The organism is Thalassotalea litorea (genome assembly GCF_005843925.1).
In the GTDB taxonomy this organism is placed as follows: domain Bacteria; phylum Pseudomonadota; class Gammaproteobacteria; order Enterobacterales; family Alteromonadaceae; genus Thalassotalea_A; species Thalassotalea_A litorea_A.
Window position 1 is genome coordinate 231,759 of record NZ_VCBC01000006.1, and the last position, 21,837, is coordinate 253,595.

Consider the following 21,837-nt stretch of genomic DNA (forward strand, 5'->3'; position numbering starts at 1 on the left):
TTATGGCTGCATTTGATTATCAGGCCGTAAATCCCAGCGGTAAAAATGTGAAGGGTGTCATCGAGGGAGATAATGCCCGACAAGTTCGCTCGATGCTACGTGAACAGGGGTTGATCCCACTGGAAGTGTCGCCGAGTCTGAATAAAGCGAAAGATCAAAGTGCAGCGCAATCGTTATTCGCCCGTAAAATCTCTTCCACAGACTTAGCCTTGATCACTCGCCAGCTGGCAACTTTAGTTGAATCGGGTTTGCCATTGGAAGAATCTTTGATGGCCGTCGGCGAGCAATGCGACAAAGACAGACTGAAAAGTATGATAATGTCGGTGCGCTCTAAAGTCACCGAAGGCTATTCTCTCGCAGAAAGTATGGCCGAATTCCCCCTGGTTTTTGATGATTTATTCCGCGCCATGGTTGCTGCCGGTGAAAAATCCGGTCATCTTGATAAAGTCCTGAATCGATTGGCAGATTACACCGAACAACGTCAGCAGACTCGCAGTCAGATGTTACAGGCGATGATTTATCCAATTGTGATGGTGCTGGTTGCCAGTGGCGTTATCATCGCCCTGCTCATTTATGTTGTGCCACAAATCGTCAGTCAATTTGAGCACATGGGGCAATCATTACCGGGAATTACGTTATTTTTGATTGCCGCGAGTGAATTTCTGCAAAATTACATTGTCATTATATTAATAAGCCTGCTGATACTTTATTTGATATTTAAGCAAATGATGAAGCGCAGCGGGTTTCGCATGAAAGTGCACCAATACTCTTTGCAATTACCTTTCGTGGGGAAAATAATCCGTGGTTTGAACACCGCACGTTTTGCCCGAACGTTAAGTATTTTAACGGCCAGCGCTGTACCTTTGCTGGATAGTATGAAAATATCCGGAGACGTGCTGACCAACAACTTTATTAAAGAAAAAGTACAGCAAAGTGCCGAATCGGTGCGAGAAGGGTCGAGCCTTCGCAAAGCATTGGAGCAAACAAAACTGTTTCCGCCGATGATGCTTCATATGATAGCCAGTGGTGAAAAAAGTGGTGAACTTGAGCAAATGTTGGGACGAGCCGCGGACAATCAGGACCGAGAATTTTCTGCGATTGTCAGTATTTCCCTCAAGGTGTTTGAGCCTTTGATTATGGTCGTGATGGCAGCCGTGGTATTATTGATTGTTCTGGCAATAATGCTGCCAATCATTCAATTGAATACACTAGTTTAAGATGGAATAGGTAGTAACATGAAACAAACGAGAAATATTAAATCCGTAAAGGGCTTTACGCTGATCGAAATCATGGTGGTCATCGTTATCTTAGGCATTCTTGCCGGTTTGGTTGTGCCGAATATTATGGGTAACCTGGGCAAAGCGAATATCCAAAAAGCGATATCCGATGTTAGTGCTCTTGAAAATGCTCTAAATATGTATAAAACCGATAACTACCGTTATCCAACCACGGATCAAGGCCTTGAAGCTTTAGTCGAAGAATCGGATATCGAGCCGGTGCCGCGTCGTTTCCAATCGGGTGGTTACATTAACCGTTTACCGCAGGACCCTTGGGGTAGCGATTATGTGTTAATTAGCCCAGGTGAGTTCGGAAAGTTTGATGTGTTTAGTCCGGGCGAAGATGGTGAAGCAGGGACCAATGACGATATTGGTAACTGGAATCTGGAAGAGTGGCGGTCAGGCAAAGCGTCAGACGACGACTAAGCCAATAGGCGAATGAGCCGTTAATTCTGCCTGAGGAGATTAGCAAGTGGCCCGATTATCAAGAGGCTTTACGTTACTTGAAGTGATGATGGTAATCGTGATTATCGGCATCATGGCCTCTATGTTAATTCCCACATTGCGTGGCCAGGACTTCAGTCAGGATCTCGAAGTCCATGCCAAGCGTTTTGATTCGTTATTCACGCTTGCTGCTGAATACGCCTTATTAAATAACCTGGAATTGGGTTTGCTGGTTGAAGACAACTTCTACGAGTTCTATGGGTTCGATGGCCAGCGATGGCAGCCACTGGATTCCATAGATAAGCTAGAGCGTGTTGAATTTAGCGAACCATTTAGTATCCGCCTTAACCTTGAAGATCTGCCGATCGAGCCGCAAATAGGCATCGAAGCAGAAGATTTCGAGGAGCGTCAGGAAGAATTCTACCTCGACGAAGAAGAAGAGCCCGTTTTTCCGCAAATTTATATTCTTTCCGGTGGTGACATTACCCCATTCCAGCTGATTTTTACATTCGATGATGGCTTTGACGCGCCTATTTATTTTATTGTCAGTGCCGGATATACCTTGCCTTTATCAACACAAGGACCCCTCGATGATTTGCCATAACCGTGGGGAACGTGGATTTACCTTAATTGAAGTGATGATTGCTATGGCGATCTTTGCGATTGCCGGTACTGCCATTATCAAAGTTGCCAGCTCAAGTTTATTAGGCACCGCTCGAATGGAAACCAATACCGTCGCCCAATGGGTTGCTACAAACCAATTGGTTGTCGTCTCTCTTGAAAAGAACTGGCCGCCGAAAAAGAACCAAAAAGGCGAAGTGGAAATGCTCGACAGACAATGGCATTGGCAACAAATTGTCGAAGAAACCGAAGATGAAACCATGCGTGCGGTGACCATTGAAGTGCGCCTTGATCCCAGTGATGAATATCCTGTCGCCCAGATGATGACCTACCTAAGCCAGGGCAAACGCTAATGAAGCAAAATGGTTTCACATTTTTGGAAGTGATACTCGCCATGGCTATTTTTGCTATGGTCGGGCTGACCAGTGCGACCATGCTTTCAACTGTGCTGGATTCCAGAGACAAAGTGAACGAAAAAAATGCTCGTCTGGTGGAATTGCAGCGGGCGTTTTTGGTGATGGAACGGGATTTTCTGCAAATGAGTAAGCGGACCGTCCGAATTGATGGTGAAGCGCCGTTGTCTGGGTTTTTGCATAGCAATGAATCTACGTATTCAAGTAATACCCATGGCATCGCGTTCGTTCGTCAAGGGTGGTCTAACCCAGCCTTGCTTTTGCCGCGCAGCGATATGCAGGCGGTTGCTTATCAGCTCGAAGAAGAGACGCTGAATCGTTTGCATCGGATTTTTGTCGACAGCATTGTTGGTGAAGAGCCAAAAATTCGCCCTTTGATCACCGGTGTCGATAATGTTGATTTTGAATACTTTTACGTCGACAAATGGGTCTCTGAACTCGGCGGTCCGGAATTGCCCAAAGCCATAGCAATTGAAATTGAATTGCAGGATTTAGGGCTGATTCGTCGCGAATTCTTAGTGCCGGGAGTCGGCCAATGATGTCTCGTACGCGTAATCAGAAAAATCATGGCGTTGCGTTAATTATCGTGCTGATGGTTATCGCCCTAACCACGATTATTGCCACGCAGATGAGTGGCACCCTAATGTTCCAACAACAGCGCAATCAAAACCTGGAATCGAATCAACAGGCATACTGGTACGCAATGGGCGCAGAGGCTCTGGCAAAAAGCGTATTGTATCAGGATTTTAACGAAAGCAAGAACAGCACCCACCTCGGGCAGCGTTGGGCCATTGGTGAAACTAAGTTTCCGGTTGAGCTTGGTGAAATCAGCGGTGAAATATCCGATCTTCAGGCTTGTCTGAATTTAAATGCGTTGAATAATGAGCAATCGCCCAATAACAACAATGCGAATAGTAATCCGAATAACCCAAATAACAATCAATCCAATAGTCAAAGCAATCAAAACAACCAGAACAGTCAAAGTAATAACCAAAACAACCAAAATAACCAGGTAAATAATCAAAACAACGGGGCAAACTCACGAGGCGGAAAAACCAATGGCGAACTGGCCAAAGATGCGTTAAAAGAACTGATCATCTCCCTTGAAGTTGAAGGTATTGGCAGTTTTGAAGCGGAATCGATGACCGATGCTCTGGTTGATTGGTTGGATGAAGATAATTCCATCGTGACCGCAGGGGGCGCTGAAGATGACGATTACGCGTCGAAAGAATTTCCGTATTTAGCGGCCAATAGCAAACTCGCATCCGTCAATGAACTGCGGGTGATAGAGCACTTCACGCCACGGGTTATCCTCGCTTTGAAGCCATATGTTTGCGTGCTCCCGGATTCAGATATCCACCAGATAAATATCAATACCCTGGACGCGGAAAACCCAAAATTATTACAGGCCTTACTCGGCGGTATCGATGAGAGTACTGCTCAGGATGTATTGTCTGATCGCCCGGAAGATGGTTTTGCCACGCTTGCCGCGTTTTCAACGTCGCCTGCGCTAGCGGGTGTAAAAAACATAAATCAATTAAAACAACAATTTGTTATCGACAGCGATTACTTTCAATTGACCACCAAAACCAGCTTTAATGGTAGCTATTTTACGTTAAACTCTACTTTTATAGTAAAGAATGATGAATTGCTGGTGATTAACCGAAGTATCGGAGCACATTAATGAGAGAAACATTATTTATCAGACTGGGGAGTCAGGAGTCAGATCCTGTTCACTGGTTAATCACGGCTCCTGGTCAGGAGGACGAAATTGCTTCCGGGCAGTTGGACAATGCCGCGCAGCTTATTGAGCTGACAGATAAAGCCTACACACGCGATGTCAAAATATTGGTGAACAGTGCCGATGTTCGCTTACAGGCATTAAAGGTACCCGGTAAAAATGAGCGAGCGATCCGTCAGGCTACGCCCTATATGCTGGAAGAAGATCTCGCGGAAGACGTTGAAGCGTTATTTTTCGCGTTTGCCAATGCGCCACAAGATTTTCAGGGCGAAGCAAATACATTCGTTGCGATTGTGGCGCATCAAAAAATGCAAAAATGGCTTTCCTGGCTAGAACATGCGGATATTAAAGCTAAATCCATGCTGCCAGACGTGCTGGCCTTACCCTATCATCAAGAGCGTTGGCTATGCATCAACCTAAATAACCAATGGTTAGTGCGACCGGATGCGTGGCAAGGCTTTGTGGTTGATCAAGACAATGTTGATCTATTTTTGCAGCAACATTTGCATGGTCGTGATGAAGCCAGTGAAGATATCCATATCCAGTCTTTTTCTCATATTGAAGATTTGAATCAATCTGCGGCATTACCTCAGGGTCTTAATTTAGAGCAGATGCCCGAAGAGTTGCCAATGAAGTTGCTGGCCGATTATGCTGAGCAAAGCCGGTTTAACTTATTGCAAGGGCCGTATCAGTTTAAAGAAGAACGCTCTCCGATGGTGCGCGTATATTTAAAAGTGGCGACGGTCGCAGTGATTGCGCTACTTTTGAACATGCTGGTCAAAGGCATTGAAATATATCAAAACAATGGTAAGTATGCGCTCTATTCTCAACAAATTGAGCAAGAGTATCAAAAAGCATTTGGTAAGAATCAAAAGGTGCGGATCGCAACGGTAAAACAGCAAATTAGTTCACGTCTGGCGGATCTTGGCGGCGCAGGAGGTGACGATAATTTACTCACCATGTTGGAAAAGTTGCGCCCGGCATTTGTCAAAGTGCCAACGATGAAACCGGAGTCGATGAAATACGATAGTAAACGTCAGGAGCTGAGGATTTCGGTGGTTGCCAGTAACTATCAGGCGTTCGAACAGTTTAAATCTGAGTTGGAAAAAGCCGACATGGATGTTACCAGCGGAGCCCAAAACAATCAGGGCGACCAAGTGGTCGGTTCATTTAATATCAGGAGCAGGTCATGAATGACTGGTGGCAGGGATTAAATCCCAGAGAGCAAAAAATGGTGGCCGGGTGTTCGGTTGCGGTATTGCTGTCAGTATTTTGGTTTGCCCTGTGGCAACCGATTAATGATAATTTGGTCCGTTCTCAGAAAAAGGCCGAGCAACAACAGCAATTGTTGCTTTGGGTCCATGAAAACTTAGCCAAATATAAAACCTTACAACGAGCCGGTGGAGCAAGACCAAGCTCGGGAAGTTTATCTAGTGTGGTAAACCGCGCGGCAAAACGCTTCAAGATTGAAATTGCGAGGATGCAGCCCCAAGGTGATAACCTGCAGGTATGGGTTGATGAAGTCGCGTTTAATGATTTATTACATTGGCTTGAACAGTTACAGCATCGTGAAGGGCTGGTCATTCAGGCGATTGATATTGTTAAAGGTGACGAACAAGGTACGGTAAAAGTTCGTCGATTGCAGGTTGGTCGGGTATGAAGGGCGTAAAGAAAGGCTTATTGTATAGCCTGGGTTTTGTTTTGGTTTATCTGGTATTTTTGGTCGCAATGGCACCGGCCAATAAATTGGTCGCGATGGTGGAATTGCCCAAAGATGTGGTTTTGCATGGCGTTCAGGGTTCGGTTTGGGCCGGCGAAGCAAAAAGCATGTCAACCAGTAACTATGAAATTAAAGACGTCGATTGGCGTTTAAGCTTGCTATCTTTGGTAACCATGTCGCCAAGCGCAGATGTTTCCTTCGGTCGCTCCCCAAGGTTAGGGCCGACGGGCAGTCTGACGATAAAAAACGATCACCCCTATGTGGGCTTGCATAATGCGACAATGAAAATTGCCGCGGGACAGATTGTAAATTTAGTGACTTTACCGGTAGATATGCAGGCAGGTGGATTGGTATCAGTTGATTTAACGAAATTTATTTCAGGTAAACAGGTTTGTAGTGAGGTTGATGGTGAGATCTTCTGGCAAGACGCAAACATCAATGCGTTTGAGGAAGATGTGCAACTGGGTGATTTTAAAGGCAAGTTAAGTTGTGAGAATGATTCATTAGCGATAACCGTTGATCCGGAAAATAATTTAGGTCTGGAGTTGTCGGTATATATCAGTCAAAGCGGGCGAGTCGCGGCCCAGGGCTATTTAACGCCAGGTCCGAAATTTCCCGCCAATGCGCGCTCTATTTTGGGCTTTCTTGGCAACAAAGATGCTCAGGGACGCTACCGAATTCGAATTTAGTCTGCAAGTTTCGAATTCATCAGCATCGGATTTAATTCAGGCACCTGCTGAGTTTGCAGGTGCGCGATTTTTACCAGAGAGCGGGTCGGGTAATTACTAAAAATACCATCTACGCCTAAATGGTGCATTTCGACAATATCCGCTTCATTATCGACCGTATAGACATATACCATTAAGCCCCGTTCGTGGGCATCATTGACAAATTCCTGATTGACGAAATCAATATCGATATGGACGCTATAGGCATCTAAGCGTTTTGCAAATGCGGCATAATCGAGAGGGCAACTGGCGGTTAATGCACCGGTGTTTATGTGCTGGTTCAGGGTTTTTAGTTCGAACAGTAGATGATGATTAAATGAGGAAAGGAGAAATTGACTCGGTTGGAATTGCCAATTGGCGATTGCCCTGTCCATGACTTTCATTAACGGGATCACCGTGCGTTCGGCTTTAAGTTCGATATTCACCAGGCATTGTCCAGCGACGCACTCTAATACTTCATCAAGGGTGGGTATGGCCTGGCCTTTACCAACATCGATTTTTTTGACTTGTGCTAAGGTCAGATCACGAATGCGTGTTAACACTTTTGGCTGGTTTTTCAGCCAACGATCATGAGTGACCACCAACTCGCCATCGGCGAGCAAGTGTACATCGATTTCGATCGCGTCCACTTGCATGGCCAATGCCCGCTTTATGGCGAGCAGGGTATTTTCAGGTTCATGACCGCTGGCACCCCGATGTGCGAATACCAGCATAGTTTACCTCGATTATTTGCTTACTTGTGCGTATGGTTGCCCGAGTCGGGTTACCGTTTCCGGACCTGCGTCCGGGGTGAATTCAATGGTATCTTTAGGAAACGCGCAAACCACGGTTGAGCCCAGCTTAAAGCGACCCATTTCCTGTCCTTTTTCAAGAACGATTGCATCTTCGCCTTCACTTGGATATTGCCAGCGCACCACTTCTTTGCCAGCCGGCGGCGTGATTGTGCCCGCCCAGACGGTTTCAATGCTGGCTACGATAGTTGCACCAACTAAGACCATCGCCATTGGGCCAATCTCAGTATCAAAAATTGCCACGACTCGCTCGTTACGAGCAAATAAGTTTGGCACATTTTGCGCCGTTAGTGGATTAACGGAAAACAGGTCACCAGGGACGAAAATCATTTCCCTTAGCGTTCCGGTAATTGGCATGTGAATGCGGTGGTAGTCTTTTGGCGCCAGATAAATCGTCGAGAATTTACCTTGCTTAAATGGCTCTGCAGTCGCTGCGTCGCCGCCAAGTAAGGTTTGTAATGAATAATTGAAACCCTTTGCCTGAATGATTTGATCGTCAACAATGTCACCTTGCTGGCTAATGGCACCATCGACTGGGTAGCAGATTTCCATCGCATCCGGGTTAATTGGGCGCAAACCGTCTTTCAATTCGCGGGTAAAGAAATCGTTGAAGGTTTTAAAGTCTTCGGCATTTTCCAGCTTCGCTTCTTTCATATCAATGCCGTAGGCTTTGATAAACTGTTTGATGGCAAAGCGGGTTAAACCACCGGCTTCGGCAGCGGCGAAATACCCGACCAAGCGGGACAATCCATGTTTTGGCATGGCATACTGCAGGGCAATTTTTAAATTATCCAATGACACGAAAGAATTCCTTTAAGTAGTGTTCATTCGGTCTGAACCGAAGATACTGACCAATGAAAGTATAGGTTTAATTATTGAAACCGAGAGGTAAGTTTATTACCGTCCAGACTTGCTAAAATTCGTTGATAGCTGGCGAATCGTACAGGATTAATCTGGCCTTCGTCAACGGCTGCTACCAGTGCACAGCCTGGATCGTTTTGGTGCTTACAGTCTCGGAATTTACAATGACCAAAAAACGGTTGGAATTCGATGAATCCAGCATCGACCTGTTCAGGGGTCAGGTGCCATAAACCAAATTCCCGAATTCCCGGAGAATCAATCAAAGAACCACAGTTTTGAATATGGTATAGGCGGGCAACCGTTGTTGTATGTTGTCCCAAACCTGAATTGTCGGATACCTGTTTGGTGAGCAAGTCCAATCCAGGCATTAGCGAATTGACCAGAGTCGATTTACCAACACCAGACTGACCGACAAATATGCTGACTCGATTATCCAAGCGTGCACGAATATTATCGATTCCAGCACCGGTTTTATTACTGATTTCGATGATTTGATAGCCAATGGATTTATAGAGTGTCAGTTGCTTTGAAATTCGATCCTGTTCTTCTTTATCGGTTACCAGGTCGATTTTGTTCAGTACGATGACCGGTTCAATACCGGTTAATTCGGTTGCCACCAGATAACGGTCAATAATATCGGCATTAAATGCGGGTAATATTGAGGAGACAATAAATATTTGATCGATGTTAGCCGCAATAGGTTTTAAACCATCATAGACATCAGGCCGTGATAGTTCAGTTTTACGTTCATGGACGGCTTCTATCACACCATTAATGGAATGCTGGGTTTCTTTCCCTAAACGCCAGACAACGCGATCGCCACAAACCAGACTTTTGACTGTGCGACGAATATTGCATCGATAGATGTTACCCGCTTCGTCCTCGACATCCGCGTGTTGACCAAAGCGTGAGATCACAAGACCAGGCTGTTGTTCACCTAGCTCATCATCCTGCCACTGCTCTTTTTCATTTTTAAGCTTACTGGACAGGTTTGCATTAATGCGTCGATTCTGACCTTTAGTCAGCTTTTTTCGCTTAGCCACGGTTATGCATCATCTAAATTGCCGCCATTTTGGTTTGTGCCCTGTGAACAAATATTAATTGTAGAAAATTTGGCGTATTATACCGTTAGCTATGGGAGATTGCATCCGTGCGACATTGCAACGAATCCACTATCCTGAACTCGTTTGCAATAAATCATTTAAATAAGCCACTTGCATGATGCACTTGCATAAGATTATCGCGGGATTTGGCTAATTACGATGGTACGCCGGATGGAGACATGAATTGATATACAGGAGTTACAATGAGTCTTATTGATGAAAATAATTTAATTTGGCTAGATCTGGAAATGACGGGACTAGACCCAAAGCAGGATCAGATCTTGGAAATCGCCACCATAGTGACCAATTCAGAACTTGAAATTTTGGCTGAAGGTCCGGTATTTGCGATCGGCCACAGTCAACAAACTATGGATACCATGAATGAATGGTGCATTAAGCAACATGGAAAAAGTGGCTTAACCACCCGTTGTCTGGCGTCGGATGTAACCCTACAGCAAGCCTGGACGCAAACCCATGCTTTCCTTTCACAATATGTTCCTGCTGGAAAATCCCCAATGTGCGGCAACAGTATTGGCCAAGACAGACGTTTTTTGAATGTGTATATGCCAGATTTTGAAGATTACTTTCATTATCGCAACCTGGATGTCAGCTCCATTAAAGAGCTCGTACGTCGCTGGCAGCCAGATATTTTAAAGAAGGTCAGTAAAACTGGCGCTCATTTGGCCTTGGATGATATTCGCGAGTCGATTGAAGAATTAAAAGTTTACCGTCAACACGCCTTTAAAATCTGACCAATAATTAGTCATTTACCCTTAAGTTAATTATGGATAGACTAGTTGTATAGCGCTAAAGCAATCGCGTGTTGCTTCAGAAAAAAAATATATGGACGTACGTTATGACACAGCCCCTAAAATCCGTGACGATGCCAGCCGGTTTGTTTTCCAAGGCAGGAATTTATCTGGCCATGCTTCTGGCCTGTTTGATTTTCTTTGTGGCCACATCGAGTTGGCTCTATCAACAACTCGCCCAGCGAGCGGATTATTTGCAAGAACAGCAAATTCCATTTATTAAAAATAATGCGTTATTGCTCACCAAATTAACCGAGCTCGAATATCATGTAAGTCAGCAGCAGTTGGCGATTCAGCATCAACAGTTTAATCGTCCGCTTGACGACTTGCGCGACGCCTGGATGGATATCATTAAGCTCACTGATTTTCATATGCTATGGCTAAAAGATCAGGTGCGTATGGATCAGGCCAGTGATATTCAAATTCAGGCAAAGGCATTTGTCGATGATTATCGCCAGTTCGCCCATCTTGTTGATGAGTTATTATTGGTCAGACAGGCTCGAAACGGCCAATATCGAGCCAATATGAAGACGCTCGATAGTATTATCCTTCGTGTTGAGTCCTTAAAAAATCAGCAGCAACTGGCACTCGATAAGCAATCCACCGAATTTGTTTCTATCAACAAGCAGGTCAATACAAAGCTAATCAATGCGCAGATAGAAGCCGTGGAATCCGTGGAATATTACCAGTACCTGTACCAGCAATTACTGTTAATCAATCTACAAATGCACTCTCTTTCTTCCAGCCTTGCTACCAGTAACTTCAATGACACCGCGGCGGCTGTGGCTCAGCAGGCCAGAAGGGTTTCTCAACACCTGGCAAATGGCCCGGATCAAAAAGCATTTATCGCGGTATCGACGGATATTGAAGAATTGATTAATCAGTTTATCGGTTCCGGCCAACTTTTTGCGAAATGGCGCGAAGAAGCGCAAGCCAGTAAATTGGTTGTTAATCGGTTAAGCAGTTATCAGGGGTTTTTACAACAAACCGGCGCTTTAGTTTCGTCCAGTCAATTCTTTGATTTACCTGAGTTTTCATTAAATATTCCAGTGCTGAACGTGACCTTAAGTGAGTCGATGATGCTGCCTGTCGGCTTTTTGGTGATGGTTATTCTTTTGGCATTTAGTGCCTTGCTTGCCTGGCGCATGATGGTATTGATTCAGCGCAGTTTCTATCAAGGTGCGGAATTAGGCTTTGAGATGAGTCAACAAAAAGTTCATACCAAGGCTGATCCGGCTTCATCTATTTTGGATAATGAGCAAGTCACGGCGGTTATGTCGTTAGAAACCAAGCCGGAGATTTTGGCTAATGAGCTAGCGTTGATTGAGCAGCAAGCACTGGATGACGCCAATGCACTCGAATATGAACCGCAAATCAGTTCAAAGCCGACTCCGGTCGACCCTATACCGGATATGTTATCCGTTAAAGAGACACACCCTTCGGTGGTGATGGATATGGATAAATTTAACCATTACCACGCGACCAAAGAAATGGCCGCGACTATGTTGGATGATTACCTGCAGCGTAACGAAGCCAATCTAAAGCGTTTGCAATCGGCATTTGATTCTAACAATTTATTGTTGGTGGCAAAAATAAATGAAGCAATTTTACAAACGGCAAAGATATTATTTGCACCCCGCTTGATTCGTGTGTGTCAGATATTGCGTCAGTATTGCCACGAGAAAGAATTTGATAATGCTCAAAGCTTGCTACCCGCAATTGAGCAAGCGATGGCTGAGGTCAGCGAGCATACCGCTTAAGTCGAGGCGCTCGCGATTGTCGGTTTAACGAATGAGAAAATCACTTTCATTGAATCTTTCACGTTCTCATCCGCAGCAATTGTCATCCCACCGTGGTTTTGGATGGGATCTCCTGCCCGTGCTGTGGTTGAATCCGGTAATTTAACTGAGCGGTCAGCGGCCGAATTGAGCGAGAATCATTTTTATGATCTCCGTTTTGGCTTCGAGTGTTCGTGGTTTAACTGTAGATGACAGGTCCTCATGCAAAATCGCTGTCAATCGTCAGATATATCCAGCGTTACATTATCAATCCAGGAGCAACCCTCGCCGACCTGGAATAGTCCGACCATGATGCTGTCTGCTGATTCGGGTATATCCACGGCAATCGAGTATTGCGACCATTTATTCCCTTCAATAGTGTAACGATCAAGCGTATCGATAAGTGTTTCAGTTATTTCATGGGCACCCGAAACGGGCGCGAGCTTTAGTTTCACGCGCAGAAAACTTTTGCCGGCATTCATTTCGGCCGTTGTTTTTGCACTGCTTTTAACGATAACAGACTTACCTCGCCACTCTGACGCATCCACTAGCTGGACTAGGCTACCCGCTACATCAGGCGACATATGGCCAGCGCCCTTGCATATCTGCCCAGACGCCTGCCCGGAGGTAGCAGTTTCAAGGGTCACCCTGGCATCGAAGCCCCATCGCCTTGCTTTGGACCAGAGGGTCCAGCCAGTTGGCGAATCATCTTCACCAGCTGTTTCAAAGTCCGGATTTTGTAACTCCGGATTCACCGAAAAAGCCTGATAATCGGCAATATTGACCATCGCGGTCGGCGTGCTTTTCCTAACATAGGCAATTACATCAAAGGCTTCAGGCAGGATATAGTCAGCGAAATAGGCGGCCGGATTATCAATATCGTAACCTCCGCCGCTGTGGCGGGTATTGCGGCGAACTTTGAAAAACTCGTGGACCGGGCCAGTCGCCGGAATCCTGCGCAGATCAAGAAGAGTAAGGTCATGCATTGCACTCTTCATCAGCCCTTCAAAAAACTCAGACGTTGGCGGCCCGACTTCAAACACACCCAGTGAACCACCGGGCACGCCCAGTGACTCAACGGTCTTCGCATTCAAAGCCGTAAACTGGCCTTCGCCGAATAGCATGCCTACATTGACCAGATCATCGCCATAATGCTGGCGGAGATGTTTACCAGCAGATTCCCAATCCCCCCATCGTTTCGCGTTATGGGTTGTGAAGTGGGAATTGTGTGCCCAAAGGACTGCCTTTGCAGCAGGGCCTTCCTGCTCCATAAACCAGTTAATATGCCTGAACATAGTGAGATCACGAACCGCGACTGAATGTTCTCCATCATTGTGGGATGCCTCGACCCACCATAACAGCTGCCGGGCATGTTGGCGCATCCTGTCCCATTCTAGTTCGCCAGTACGTGGAACAAATGCCTTCTGCCGCTCATCAAACCGCTCCACCAACGCTTTTGCTGTTTCCAGCACCTCAGCATTCCAGTCGTGCTCAAGCCAGGGGCGCCAACCTAATTCGTCGCCATCGCTATAGGGTACGGTCAGGTGCCCAAGTGCCTCGCTCATCCGTAATGCAAACTCAGGGGCATCATTTTGGTCAATATACGATAGAGCCAGACGCGCTGCCCGCTCGGGTGTCTGCATATCAAAGCCAAAGATTTTCAGCTTTGTCTCGTTTTCCGGATCAGCGTTATAGTCCCGCATCCAGTCTAGCATCGCGGCAACCTCCCGGGTATCCCAGGCCCACATAGTGAGGCTCGCCAGAGCCTCTTCTGCGCTGCCACGACCATGCAGAACATAGTCGTTTAGATCAGAGCTTTCAGCAAAAGGTGCTTCAATACCAAAGATGGTGAAACCCTTTTCCCTGACTAGATATTCCAGTAAGCGGTGTTTGAGCCGAAATACCTCGCGGTTGCCATGGGTGGGTTCGCCAAGGGTGACGATGCGCGCATCCCCAACCATTTCACCAAAGGCCTGCAAGTCGTCGCGAGGCATTCCCGGTTCAACAGTTTCCATGGCAACGGAGGTGTCGCGCACCCACGCCGTAACAGAGGCATCAGCGTCAACCGAAGAACTGTCACATGACACCAGACATAGCAGGGCTACCAGATTGATCGCAAATTTCCATTTTGCCATTCGGCTTTCCTCGCGAAATAAGAATCAAGTTATCAATGCAGACGAGAGTTGTCAAAAGTCAGCAGCCCGCTCAAATGTCGTAGAATTGTCGGTATTATGCGTCCCGAGGCAAGCCTTTCTCGATACTTCGGATCAGGCGTTCCTTGCTTCGCAATGTAACGTTTACCGCTTGTTCTTTACTTTGTTGCTGCTGAATTGCCCAATCAATATGTTCTTGTACCATGGGAGTGGAAGACGGGTACTTGTCTTGCAATGCCTGTTGAATATTGGCATTAGGTTTGGCATTGCCAAGGGCGATGGCGAGATTACGTTGCCAGCATTCAAAGCCAATGCGGCGAATGGGAGAGCCTTGCAGATTTTTGTCAAACATGGCTTCGTTCCACGCAAATAATTCCAATAAGGACACTTCATCAAGGTTTTGTCTTGGTTGAAAATCGGCTTCGGCACTGACCTTGGCAAAACGATTCCAGGGGCAGATAAGTTGGCAGTCATCGCAACCATAGATGCGATTGCCCATTAACGGTCGAAATTCCTCGGGAATGGCTGTTCGTAGCTCGATCGTCAGATAAGATATACATCGCCGGGCATCGACGACATAAGGGGCGACGATTGCATCTGTCGGGCATATTTTGATGCAGGCGACGCAACTTCCGCACTTTTCTTCGAGCGGTTCATCGTTCGGCAGGGGAATATCGACCAGTAATTCGCCAAGAAAAAACCAGGAACCGGCTTGTTGATCTAACAATAAACTGTGTTTACCTATCCAACCCAGGCCTGCTTTAGCGGCTAATGGGCGCTCCAAAACTGGCGCGGAATCCACAAATGGTCGAAAGTTCAGGGTTTCGCAGTGCGCTTGTATCCTTTCACCCAATTGTTTGAGGCGTTGCCGTAAAAGCTTGTGATAGTCGCGTCCAAGTGCATAGCGACTAACAAAGGCGTGATCTGTTTGTTTCAATATTTTTGCGAATTTGGCATTGGTCGGCAGGTAATCCATGCGGGCGCTGATAACTCGCAGCGTACCCGGCAGCAATTCTTCAGCTCTGGCTCGCATCATCCCATGCCGAGCCATATAATCCATATTGCCGTGGTATTGATTATCGAGCCAATTTTGCAGTGCTGGTTCCTGTGCACTGAGATCTGGTTCACAAATTCCGACGTGCGAAAACCCTAGCTCTTTTCCCCAAAGCTTGATTTTTTCTGCCAGTTCGAGATAGTTAACGTCAGACTTTTGATCCATGGACAAAAAATATGTTGCCGGTAAATATTAATAACAGCATACCACAACAGGCCTATCGCGCTGAAACGGTTCGTAATCATGAATTGGCTGTTGCCGCAAATTCCGGCGTCTTATCGATGCAGTTAATGCAATATGCCGGTGAATCTGCGTTTAACCTGCTCAGACACAGATATCCTCAGGCGAAAACTATCCTGGTGGTGTGTGGTAGCGGCAACAATGCCGGCGACGGGTTAATACTCGCGCGTATGGCACTTGAGGCAAATTTTCATGTTTATGTGCACAGTGTCGTCAATCCGGAAAGTTATCAGGGGGACGCGAAACGAGCCTATCAGCAGTTTATGGAGCAGGGCGGACAGTTTCATAAATTCAACGATATCGATGTTAGTCGTATCGATGTGATTGTTGACGGATTACTCGGGACTGGGATCACCGGCAATGTCCGGGAAAACTATCGTTACGTGATTGAATTGATTAATCAGTTGCCGGCACCCATTCTGGCATTGGATATTCCTTCGGGGTTGCATGCCAATACCGGTATGCCGATGGGGAGCACAGTTATTGCCGATGCAACCGTTACTTTTGTTGTTCTTAAACAGGGTTTAGTTACGGGATTGGCAATTGATTACTGTGGTGACGTATTTTTGTCCGGGCTTGGTATTAAAGACGCATTTGAAAAATCCATTGATGACAATGTCCGGCTTGTTTGTGAAAACAACTTGCCTCGCCTGAAAGCCCGGTTAGGCTCCAGCCATAAAGGGGATAGTGGCAGAGTGTTACTGGTTGGCGGGAATCTATCAACACCGGGGGCGATAAAACTGGCTGCAGAAGCGACATTGCGCTGCGGCGCTGGTTTGGTGAGCGTGGCCTGTCATCCAGACAATGCCACTATCGTTCTGGCGAATCGTCCAGAGATAATGCGGGTGAGCGATTTCACCCAACAACTGACCGAACAGTTATCCTTGAGCGACTCTATTGTGCTGGGTCCCGGTCTTGGCCTTGATGAATGGGCTCAGGCGTTGTTTATGAAGGTATTATCGACAGAAAAGCCGGTAATTGTCGATGGTGACGGATTAAATCTGCTGGCAAAAAATCCCCAGAGCCGTAATAACTGGATTTTAACGCCGCACCCCAAAGAAGCGGCTCGTTTACTCGATACTTCGGTCGAAAACATCATGGCAGACCGATTTGAAGCGGTAAAATCGATTGCGTTAAAATACGGGGGCGTTTGTATACTAAAAGGTGCGGGTACGTTAATTAGCAATGGCAACGTCGTTACCATCAATACTTCTGGCAACCCTGGTATGGCAAGCGGTGGTATGGGCGATTTGTTAGCTGGTATCCTGGGCGCTTTACGCTTACAATCTGCTTCAGATTTTGACGCCTGTTGTCGTGGGGTATTTATTCATGGCCAGGCTGCCGATATTGCCCGCGAAGACGGAGAAAAAGGAATGCTAGCCAGTGACCTTTTACCCATACTTCGCCAACTGGTAAACAGACCTAAATAATGAAACGACTGCAATTTATTCTCGAAAATGAACAGGCCACCGTAGATTTTGGTAAACGCCTGGCAGAATTGGTCATCAATATACCGATTAAATCCATGGTGGTATTCCTTAATGGTGACCTTGGCGCTGGAAAAACCACATTAACCCGAGGGTTTGTGCAGGGCATGGGCCATAATGGCAATGTGAAAAGTCCCACGTATACTTTAGTAGAGCCATACGAGCTTGAACCGTATCGAGTTTTTCATTTTGATTTATATCGTCTTGCCGACCCTGAAGAGCTGGAATACATGGGAATTCGCGACTATTTTCAGCCATTTTGTTTCAGTTTTATTGAATGGCCGGAAAAAGGCACTGGCATTTTACCCGCAGAAGATCTTATTATTGATCTTGAGTATGTTGAACAACAGCGCCGAATCACATTAGTGGCGAAAAGCGTTAATGGTGAACAAATAATAAATAAACTAGTTTAGGGTTACTCATCACACTATGTTTCGTGGTCAGATAAAAATAATAACCGTTTTACTCAGTTTGCTTATTGCCCCCGTATTTGCAAAGAGCACCATCGATGGTGTTCGTGTCTGGCCATCGCCGGATTATACCAGGGTGGTATTCGATCTGAGTAATACACCGGATTACAGTTATTTCTTCTTGAAGAATCCTGAACGGCTGGTGATCGATTTTGAAGGTACGACAAACCAGGTTGCCCTGGAGCAACTTGCTGCCAACGATACCCGCATCAAAAAAATTCGCACCAGTTCCGCGAAAGACAAGAAAAGTACCCGGATAGTGATTGAACTGAACGGCGGCTTTCAAGATAAAATTTTTCCTTTAAAACCCGCAGGGCCATATGGCAATCGCCTGGTCGTCGATTTATTTGATCAAGCACGCAAAAAAGCTGTGGTCAATAAGCCCAAGGCGACCAATCGAGATGTGATTGTAGGCATCGATGCCGGGCACGGCGGAGAAGATCCTGGCTCCATCTCCAAAGATGGTACCTATGAAAAGAAAATCACCCTGCAGATTGCCAAAAAACTCAAAGCCATTATCGATAAAGAACCAGGTATGAAAGCGGTTATGATTCGTGGCGGCGATTATTATATCCATGTAAATCGTCGCACTGAAATCGCCCGTCAGAAACAGGTGGATTTTTTGGTATCGATTCATGCAGATGCGTTTCATACCAACAAGCCTCGAGGTGCTTCGGTGTGGATCGTTAATGACAGACGCGCAGACTCAGAACTGTCCCGCTGGCTGGTAAATCGAGAGAAAAACTCTGCCTTGCTTGGAGGTGGGGGAGAGTTAATTAAGAAAACCAACGATGAAAATCTTGCGGTGTTTTTAGCGGATTTAACCAAAGATAAATCGTTAGAAATCTCTGACATGATGGCTCGCAATGTCATTTTAGAAATGCGAAAAATTACCCGAATGCATAAAACCCAGCCGCAAAATGCCAGCCTGGCCGTATTGCGAGCGTCAGATATTCCATCGATGTTGGTGGAAACGGGGTTTATCTCCAACCCTTATGATTTTAAAAACCTGACGTCACCGACGCATCAGAGTAAATTGGCCAAAGCAATATTTTCCGGAATGAAGCGTTATTTTCATCAGTACCCTCCAGAAGGCTCATTGCTGGCAAGTCAACGCCCAACCAAACATAAAATTCGCGCGGGTGAATCATTATCCGTTGTTGCTCAGCGCTATAAAGTGTCGGTAAGACAATTAAAACTTGCCAATAATTTGAAGTCTGATGTGGTTCGGATTGGTCAAACCCTGACCATTCCACAGATGAATTAAACAGCGATGACCATTGCGATATTACCGCCGCGTCTGGCCAACCAGATAGCGGCTGGCGAAGTGGTTGAACGACCAGCATCCGTGGTAAAGGAACTGGTGGAAAATAGCATTGATGCCGGCGCCAATAAAATTGTGATCGATATTGAGCAGGGTGGCCATAAACGCATCCGTATCATCGACAATGGTAAAGGCATATATCAAGACCAACTCTCATTGGCGTTATCCCGACATGCGACGAGTAAAATCAAAGATCTCGACGATTTGGAGTCGATCTCCAGCTTGGGTTTTCGTGGTGAAGCACTCGCCAGTATCAGCTCTGTTTCCCGATTAACCCTGACTTCTAAACCAGCGGATCAAGAGACTGCCTGGCGAGCGATGGCGACGGGTCGGGAAATGGAAGTCGATATCCAACCGGCGGCGCATCCAGATGGCACCACCATCGATGTTGAAGACCTATTTTTTAATACTCCCGCTCGCCGCAAGTTTTTACGTACCCATAAAACCGAATTTAGCCATATCGATGAAGTGATTCGCCGTATCGCGTTATCTAAACTCGATATCATTTTTACCCTCAATCATAATGGGAAAACCGTTCGCCAATATCGCGGTGCAACAACCGATAAACAAGTGGAAAAGCGATTGGCGAGTATTTGTTCGCAAGCATTTGTTGATAATGCCATTGCAATCGATTTTGAGCATCAGGGCCTACATTTATTTGGTTGGGTTGCTAATCCCAACTTTAGCCGTAATCAAAATGACCTTTGTTATAGCTATGTCAATGGCCGGATGATGCGGGATAAGTTGATCAATCATGCGATCCGTCAAGCCTATGGTGAACGCCTGACTCACGATTCATATCCTGCGTTTGTGTTGTTTTTAAATCTCGATTTCGATCAGGTCGATGTTAATGTGCATCCTGCCAAACATGAAGTGCGTTTCCACCATGCGCGGTTCGTCCACGACTTTATTGTCAGTGCCATTAGCCAGAGCCTGCAGCAAGACATTCTTACTGAACACGACAGTGAGCAAGCGGGCCAAACCACGACGTTGGATGAACATAGCGATTATCGGCAACCACTGCGTCTTCAAAACGCCGATGATCAGACAGCGCCAGTTACACCGCAATCGTCAACCGAGACAAATTATTCTGCGGCGTCGTCGCAGCGGTTTTCCCGGCAATCGTCTTCGCAACGCCATTTTAGTGACAAACCAGGTAAGCAGGCACTTGCCAACTATGACAAGCTGTTATCTACCGATATTAATCCCAACCTGATCCGAGAAAGCGAAAATACAGCTAAGCAGTCCAGTCGGGAAACGAGCCAAGTAATGCCGGTAAGTTTTGGTGAGGATTTGGCGTCTGCGGATTATCAGGTGGTGAAACTGGGGCCGAAAAATACCGCGGTTGTGCTGCATCAGGATACGTTGTTTTTACTCAAGACCGCGCCACTGAACCTTCAATATCAACGCTTGAAAATGGCTCGGATACTGGCCGAGGAAGTGGTTTCTCAACCTCTATTGTTGCCGGTTGCCATCAATTTGGACAATGATGTCATCAATTTTATTGGTAAACATCAGCAACAATTTAGCGATCACGGCATCGAATTAGACATCAAACCTCGGGGTAAATGTATTATTCGTCAGTATCCGGCTTTACTCAGAGAGCAGGATATCCAGTCGAGCTTTACCCAGTTATTGAAAATCTTGCAGCAACAATCCACGACCGAATTGAATTGGCTCGATTGTTTTGCGCAGTTATTGTGCCAGCCAGTCGCCACTGTGGCGGAATTACAGTCGATTGTAAAAGTGTTACACGATTCAACAAATCTGGACTTTTTTGCCCTGTTTGACTTGAATTGTATAGAACTAGACCTTACTTCGTACTTACTTCAATTAGAGCTAGCCGAGTGAATGACCGACCTTAAACAAGCGCCTTTGTTGCCCATCATTTGTATTATGGGACCAACCGCCTCCGGTAAAACGAGTCTGGCAATGCAGCTGGCGGATCACCTTCCCTGTGATTTGATTAGCGTTGATTCAGCGCTTGTCTACAAAGGCATGGATATCGGCACGGCCAAACCAACCGCAGAAGAATTGAAAAGCTACCCGCACCAATTAATTGATTTAATTGACCCTGCTCAGAGTTATTCCGCCGCGGATTTTTGTCGTGATGCCAAAGCCGCGATTCAGTCCGCTCGGTCTAAACAACGCTACCCGGTATTGGTCGGTGGCACCATGATGTATTTTAAAAGCCTGTTGCAGGGATTGTCTCCTTTGCCACCGGCAGATGCCGCTATCCGCAATGACATTGAAGAGTTGGCAGCACAGCAGGGTTGGGAACATATTCATCAAGAGTTAGCGAAGGTTGACCCGGTCTCGGCAAATCGCATACATCCAAATGATCCGCAGCGTTTAACCCGGGCTCTGGAAGTTTATCGCATATCCTCAAAGTCGTTAACACGACTAACCGAAGAAAAAGGGCAAGCGGTCGAAGGGCCAGTATTGCAGTTTGCAATTAGTACCGAAGAGCGTGCAACGCTCCATCAACGCATTGAGTTGAGGTACAAGCAAATGCTGGCGCAGGGGTTTGAGCAAGAAGTTAAAACCTTGCAACAACGCTCCGATTTGCATCCGGATTTACCGTCGATACGTTGTGTGGGTTATCGGCAAATGTGGGAATATCTCCAAGGTGATTACGATGCTAAAGAAATGGAATTTCGCGGTATTTGTGCCACTCGGCAATTGGCAAAACGTCAGTTAACCTGGTTGCGAAGTTGGCCAGACTTAACCTGGTTAACCACAGACGATCCGGATAATCTGCAAACTATCCTCGGTAAACTGTGTTAAGTATTTTCCCTATGAGTGCAATACCTGTTATCAAAA

General features: G+C 46.2%; 21 protein-coding genes. 16 read left to right on the plus strand and 5 right to left on the minus strand.

Going from position 1 to position 21,837, the window contains the following annotated elements; translation table 11 throughout:
- Positions 1 to 2 precede the first annotated feature (2 nt).
- The 9 genes from gspF to FE810_RS07900 are packed head-to-tail and all read left to right on the plus strand — an operon-like array spanning position 3 to position 6,905.
- Entirely contained in the window at positions 3 to 1,217 is a 1,215-nt protein-coding gene (gene gspF / locus FE810_RS07860) for a type II secretion system inner membrane protein GspF (RefSeq protein ID WP_138319479.1), read from the plus strand.
- 18 nt (positions 1,218 to 1,235) lie between these two features.
- Complete coding sequence (gene gspG, locus FE810_RS07865) at positions 1,236 to 1,703, plus strand: type II secretion system major pseudopilin GspG (RefSeq protein WP_138319480.1); 468 nt, start codon at positions 1,236 to 1,238, stop codon at positions 1,701 to 1,703.
- 46 nt (positions 1,704 to 1,749) lie between these two features.
- Positions 1,750 to 2,325: a type II secretion system minor pseudopilin GspH gene (gene gspH, locus FE810_RS07870; protein WP_138319481.1), complete on the plus strand. Its 576-nt coding sequence runs from the start codon at positions 1,750 to 1,752 to the stop codon at positions 2,323 to 2,325.
- A complete protein-coding gene (gene gspI / locus FE810_RS07875; RefSeq protein ID WP_138319482.1) occupies positions 2,312 to 2,695 on the plus strand; it encodes a type II secretion system minor pseudopilin GspI in 384 nt (127 codons plus the stop codon). Before gspH ends, gspI begins: the two co-directional genes overlap by 14 nt.
- Positions 2,695 to 3,294: a type II secretion system minor pseudopilin GspJ gene (gene gspJ, locus FE810_RS07880; RefSeq protein ID WP_138319483.1), complete on the plus strand. Its 600-nt coding sequence runs from the start codon at positions 2,695 to 2,697 to the stop codon at positions 3,292 to 3,294. Before gspI ends, gspJ begins: the two co-directional genes overlap by 1 nt.
- Positions 3,291 to 4,439: a type II secretion system minor pseudopilin GspK gene (gene gspK / locus FE810_RS07885; RefSeq protein WP_138319484.1), complete on the plus strand. Its 1,149-nt coding sequence runs from the start codon at positions 3,291 to 3,293 to the stop codon at positions 4,437 to 4,439. Before gspJ ends, gspK begins: the two co-directional genes overlap by 4 nt.
- A complete protein-coding gene (gene gspL / locus FE810_RS07890; RefSeq protein ID WP_138319485.1) occupies positions 4,439 to 5,689 on the plus strand; it encodes a type II secretion system protein GspL in 1,251 nt (416 codons plus the stop codon). Before gspK ends, gspL begins: the two co-directional genes overlap by 1 nt.
- Positions 5,686 to 6,156, plus strand: coding sequence for a type II secretion system protein M (locus FE810_RS07895; RefSeq protein ID WP_138319486.1), 471 nt, complete (start codon positions 5,686 to 5,688; stop codon positions 6,154 to 6,156). The genes gspL and FE810_RS07895 overlap by 4 nt, the downstream gene beginning before the upstream one ends.
- Positions 6,153 to 6,905, plus strand: coding sequence for a type II secretion system protein N (locus tag FE810_RS07900; RefSeq protein ID WP_138319487.1), 753 nt, complete (start codon positions 6,153 to 6,155; stop codon positions 6,903 to 6,905). Before FE810_RS07895 ends, FE810_RS07900 begins: the two co-directional genes overlap by 4 nt.
- On the opposite strand, the gene FE810_RS07905 is transcribed toward FE810_RS07900, so the two are convergent.
- The 3 genes from FE810_RS07905 to rsgA all read right to left on the minus strand — a co-directional run bounded on the left by FE810_RS07905 (position 6,902) and on the right by rsgA (position 9,639).
- Positions 6,902 to 7,657 (minus strand): glycerophosphodiester phosphodiesterase, encoded by a 756-nt coding sequence (locus FE810_RS07905; RefSeq protein ID WP_138319488.1) that lies wholly within the window; start codon positions 7,655 to 7,657, stop codon positions 6,902 to 6,904. The two genes, FE810_RS07900 and FE810_RS07905, sit on opposite strands and share 4 nt — an antisense overlap.
- Before the next feature lie 12 nt (positions 7,658 to 7,669).
- Positions 7,670 to 8,530: an archaetidylserine decarboxylase gene (asd, locus tag FE810_RS07910; RefSeq protein WP_138319531.1), complete on the minus strand. Its 861-nt coding sequence runs from the start codon at positions 8,528 to 8,530 to the stop codon at positions 7,670 to 7,672.
- A gap of 77 nt (positions 8,531 to 8,607) precedes the next feature.
- On the minus strand, positions 8,608 to 9,639 hold the full coding sequence (gene rsgA, locus FE810_RS07915) for a small ribosomal subunit biogenesis GTPase RsgA (RefSeq protein WP_138319489.1): 1,032 nt from the start codon (positions 9,637 to 9,639) through the stop codon (positions 8,608 to 8,610).
- 263 nt (positions 9,640 to 9,902) lie between these two features.
- Here rsgA and orn point away from each other — a divergent pair, with 263 nt between their 5' ends.
- Together orn and FE810_RS07925 are read left to right on the plus strand one after the other, a co-directional pair.
- On the plus strand, positions 9,903 to 10,451 hold the full coding sequence (gene orn, locus FE810_RS07920) for an oligoribonuclease (protein WP_138319490.1): 549 nt from the start codon (positions 9,903 to 9,905) through the stop codon (positions 10,449 to 10,451).
- Between the two features lie 104 nt (positions 10,452 to 10,555).
- The gene (locus tag FE810_RS07925) at positions 10,556 to 12,268 is read left to right on the plus strand and encodes a hypothetical protein (RefSeq protein ID WP_138319491.1); all 1,713 of its coding nucleotides are present in this window, start codon (positions 10,556 to 10,558) and stop codon (positions 12,266 to 12,268) included.
- Positions 12,269 to 12,522: 254 nt separating this feature from the next.
- On the opposite strand, the gene FE810_RS07930 is transcribed toward FE810_RS07925, so the two are convergent.
- Both FE810_RS07930 and queG read right to left on the minus strand, forming a co-directional pair.
- Positions 12,523 to 14,421 carry an erythromycin esterase family protein gene (locus FE810_RS07930; protein WP_138319492.1) on the minus strand — a complete coding sequence of 633 codons (1,899 nt, stop codon included), beginning with the start codon at positions 14,419 to 14,421 and terminating at the stop codon, positions 12,523 to 12,525.
- A 94-nt stretch (positions 14,422 to 14,515) separates the two neighbouring features.
- Positions 14,516 to 15,658 (minus strand): tRNA epoxyqueuosine(34) reductase QueG, encoded by a 1,143-nt coding sequence (gene queG, locus FE810_RS07935; protein ID WP_138319493.1) that lies wholly within the window; start codon positions 15,656 to 15,658, stop codon positions 14,516 to 14,518.
- Between the two features lie 11 nt (positions 15,659 to 15,669).
- On the opposite strand from queG, the gene FE810_RS07940 reads away from it, so the two are divergent.
- The 5 genes from FE810_RS07940 to miaA are packed head-to-tail and all read left to right on the plus strand — an operon-like array spanning position 15,670 to position 21,801.
- Positions 15,670 to 17,163 carry an NAD(P)H-hydrate dehydratase gene (locus FE810_RS07940; RefSeq protein WP_138319494.1) on the plus strand — a complete coding sequence of 498 codons (1,494 nt, stop codon included), beginning with the start codon at positions 15,670 to 15,672 and terminating at the stop codon, positions 17,161 to 17,163.
- Positions 17,163 to 17,633 (plus strand): tRNA (adenosine(37)-N6)-threonylcarbamoyltransferase complex ATPase subunit type 1 TsaE, encoded by a 471-nt coding sequence (tsaE, locus tag FE810_RS07945; protein WP_138319495.1) that lies wholly within the window; start codon positions 17,163 to 17,165, stop codon positions 17,631 to 17,633. Before FE810_RS07940 ends, tsaE begins: the two co-directional genes overlap by 1 nt.
- 16 nt (positions 17,634 to 17,649) lie before the next feature.
- Positions 17,650 to 18,957, plus strand: coding sequence for an N-acetylmuramoyl-L-alanine amidase (locus FE810_RS07950; RefSeq protein ID WP_138319496.1), 1,308 nt, complete (start codon positions 17,650 to 17,652; stop codon positions 18,955 to 18,957).
- A 6-nt stretch (positions 18,958 to 18,963) separates the two neighbouring features.
- A complete protein-coding gene (gene mutL, locus FE810_RS07955; protein ID WP_138319497.1) occupies positions 18,964 to 20,865 on the plus strand; it encodes a DNA mismatch repair endonuclease MutL in 1,902 nt (633 codons plus the stop codon).
- A complete protein-coding gene (gene miaA / locus FE810_RS07960) occupies positions 20,866 to 21,801 on the plus strand; it encodes a tRNA (adenosine(37)-N6)-dimethylallyltransferase MiaA (RefSeq protein ID WP_138319498.1) in 936 nt (311 codons plus the stop codon).
- Positions 21,802 to 21,837: the final 36 nt, after the last annotated feature.

What these genes read in the sequence shown, in the direction of transcription:
- gspF (WP_138319479.1), top strand. Translation starts at nt 3, where the DNA reads ATGGCTGCATTTGATTATCAGGCCGTAAATCCCAGCGGTAAAAATGTG.
- gspG (WP_138319480.1), top strand. Translation starts at nt 1,236, where the DNA reads ATGAAACAAACGAGAAATATTAAATCCGTAAAGGGCTTTACGCTGATC.
- gspI (WP_138319482.1), top strand. Translation starts at nt 2,312, where the DNA reads ATGATTTGCCATAACCGTGGGGAACGTGGATTTACCTTAATTGAAGTG.
- gspJ (WP_138319483.1), top strand. Translation starts at nt 2,695, where the DNA reads ATGAAGCAAAATGGTTTCACATTTTTGGAAGTGATACTCGCCATGGCT.
- gspK (WP_138319484.1), top strand. Translation starts at nt 3,291, where the DNA reads ATGATGTCTCGTACGCGTAATCAGAAAAATCATGGCGTTGCGTTAATT.
- gspL (WP_138319485.1), top strand. Translation starts at nt 4,439, where the DNA reads ATGAGAGAAACATTATTTATCAGACTGGGGAGTCAGGAGTCAGATCCT.
- FE810_RS07895 (WP_138319486.1), top strand. Translation starts at nt 5,686, where the DNA reads ATGAATGACTGGTGGCAGGGATTAAATCCCAGAGAGCAAAAAATGGTG.
- FE810_RS07900 (WP_138319487.1), top strand. Translation starts at nt 6,153, where the DNA reads ATGAAGGGCGTAAAGAAAGGCTTATTGTATAGCCTGGGTTTTGTTTTG.
- FE810_RS07905 (WP_138319488.1), bottom strand. Translation starts at nt 7,657, where the DNA reads ATGCTGGTATTCGCACATCGGGGTGCCAGCGGTCATGAACCTGAAAAT.
- orn (WP_138319490.1), top strand. Translation starts at nt 9,903, where the DNA reads ATGAGTCTTATTGATGAAAATAATTTAATTTGGCTAGATCTGGAAATG.
- FE810_RS07925 (WP_138319491.1), top strand. Translation starts at nt 10,556, where the DNA reads ATGACACAGCCCCTAAAATCCGTGACGATGCCAGCCGGTTTGTTTTCC.
- FE810_RS07930 (WP_138319492.1), bottom strand. Translation starts at nt 14,421, where the DNA reads ATGGCAAAATGGAAATTTGCGATCAATCTGGTAGCCCTGCTATGTCTG.
- queG (WP_138319493.1), bottom strand. Translation starts at nt 15,658, where the DNA reads ATGGATCAAAAGTCTGACGTTAACTATCTCGAACTGGCAGAAAAAATC.
- FE810_RS07940 (WP_138319494.1), top strand. Translation starts at nt 15,670, where the DNA reads ATGTTGCCGGTAAATATTAATAACAGCATACCACAACAGGCCTATCGC.
- tsaE (WP_138319495.1), top strand. Translation starts at nt 17,163, where the DNA reads ATGAAACGACTGCAATTTATTCTCGAAAATGAACAGGCCACCGTAGAT.
- FE810_RS07950 (WP_138319496.1), top strand. Translation starts at nt 17,650, where the DNA reads ATGTTTCGTGGTCAGATAAAAATAATAACCGTTTTACTCAGTTTGCTT.
- mutL (WP_138319497.1), top strand. Translation starts at nt 18,964, where the DNA reads ATGACCATTGCGATATTACCGCCGCGTCTGGCCAACCAGATAGCGGCT.
- miaA (WP_138319498.1), top strand. Translation starts at nt 20,866, where the DNA reads ATGACCGACCTTAAACAAGCGCCTTTGTTGCCCATCATTTGTATTATG.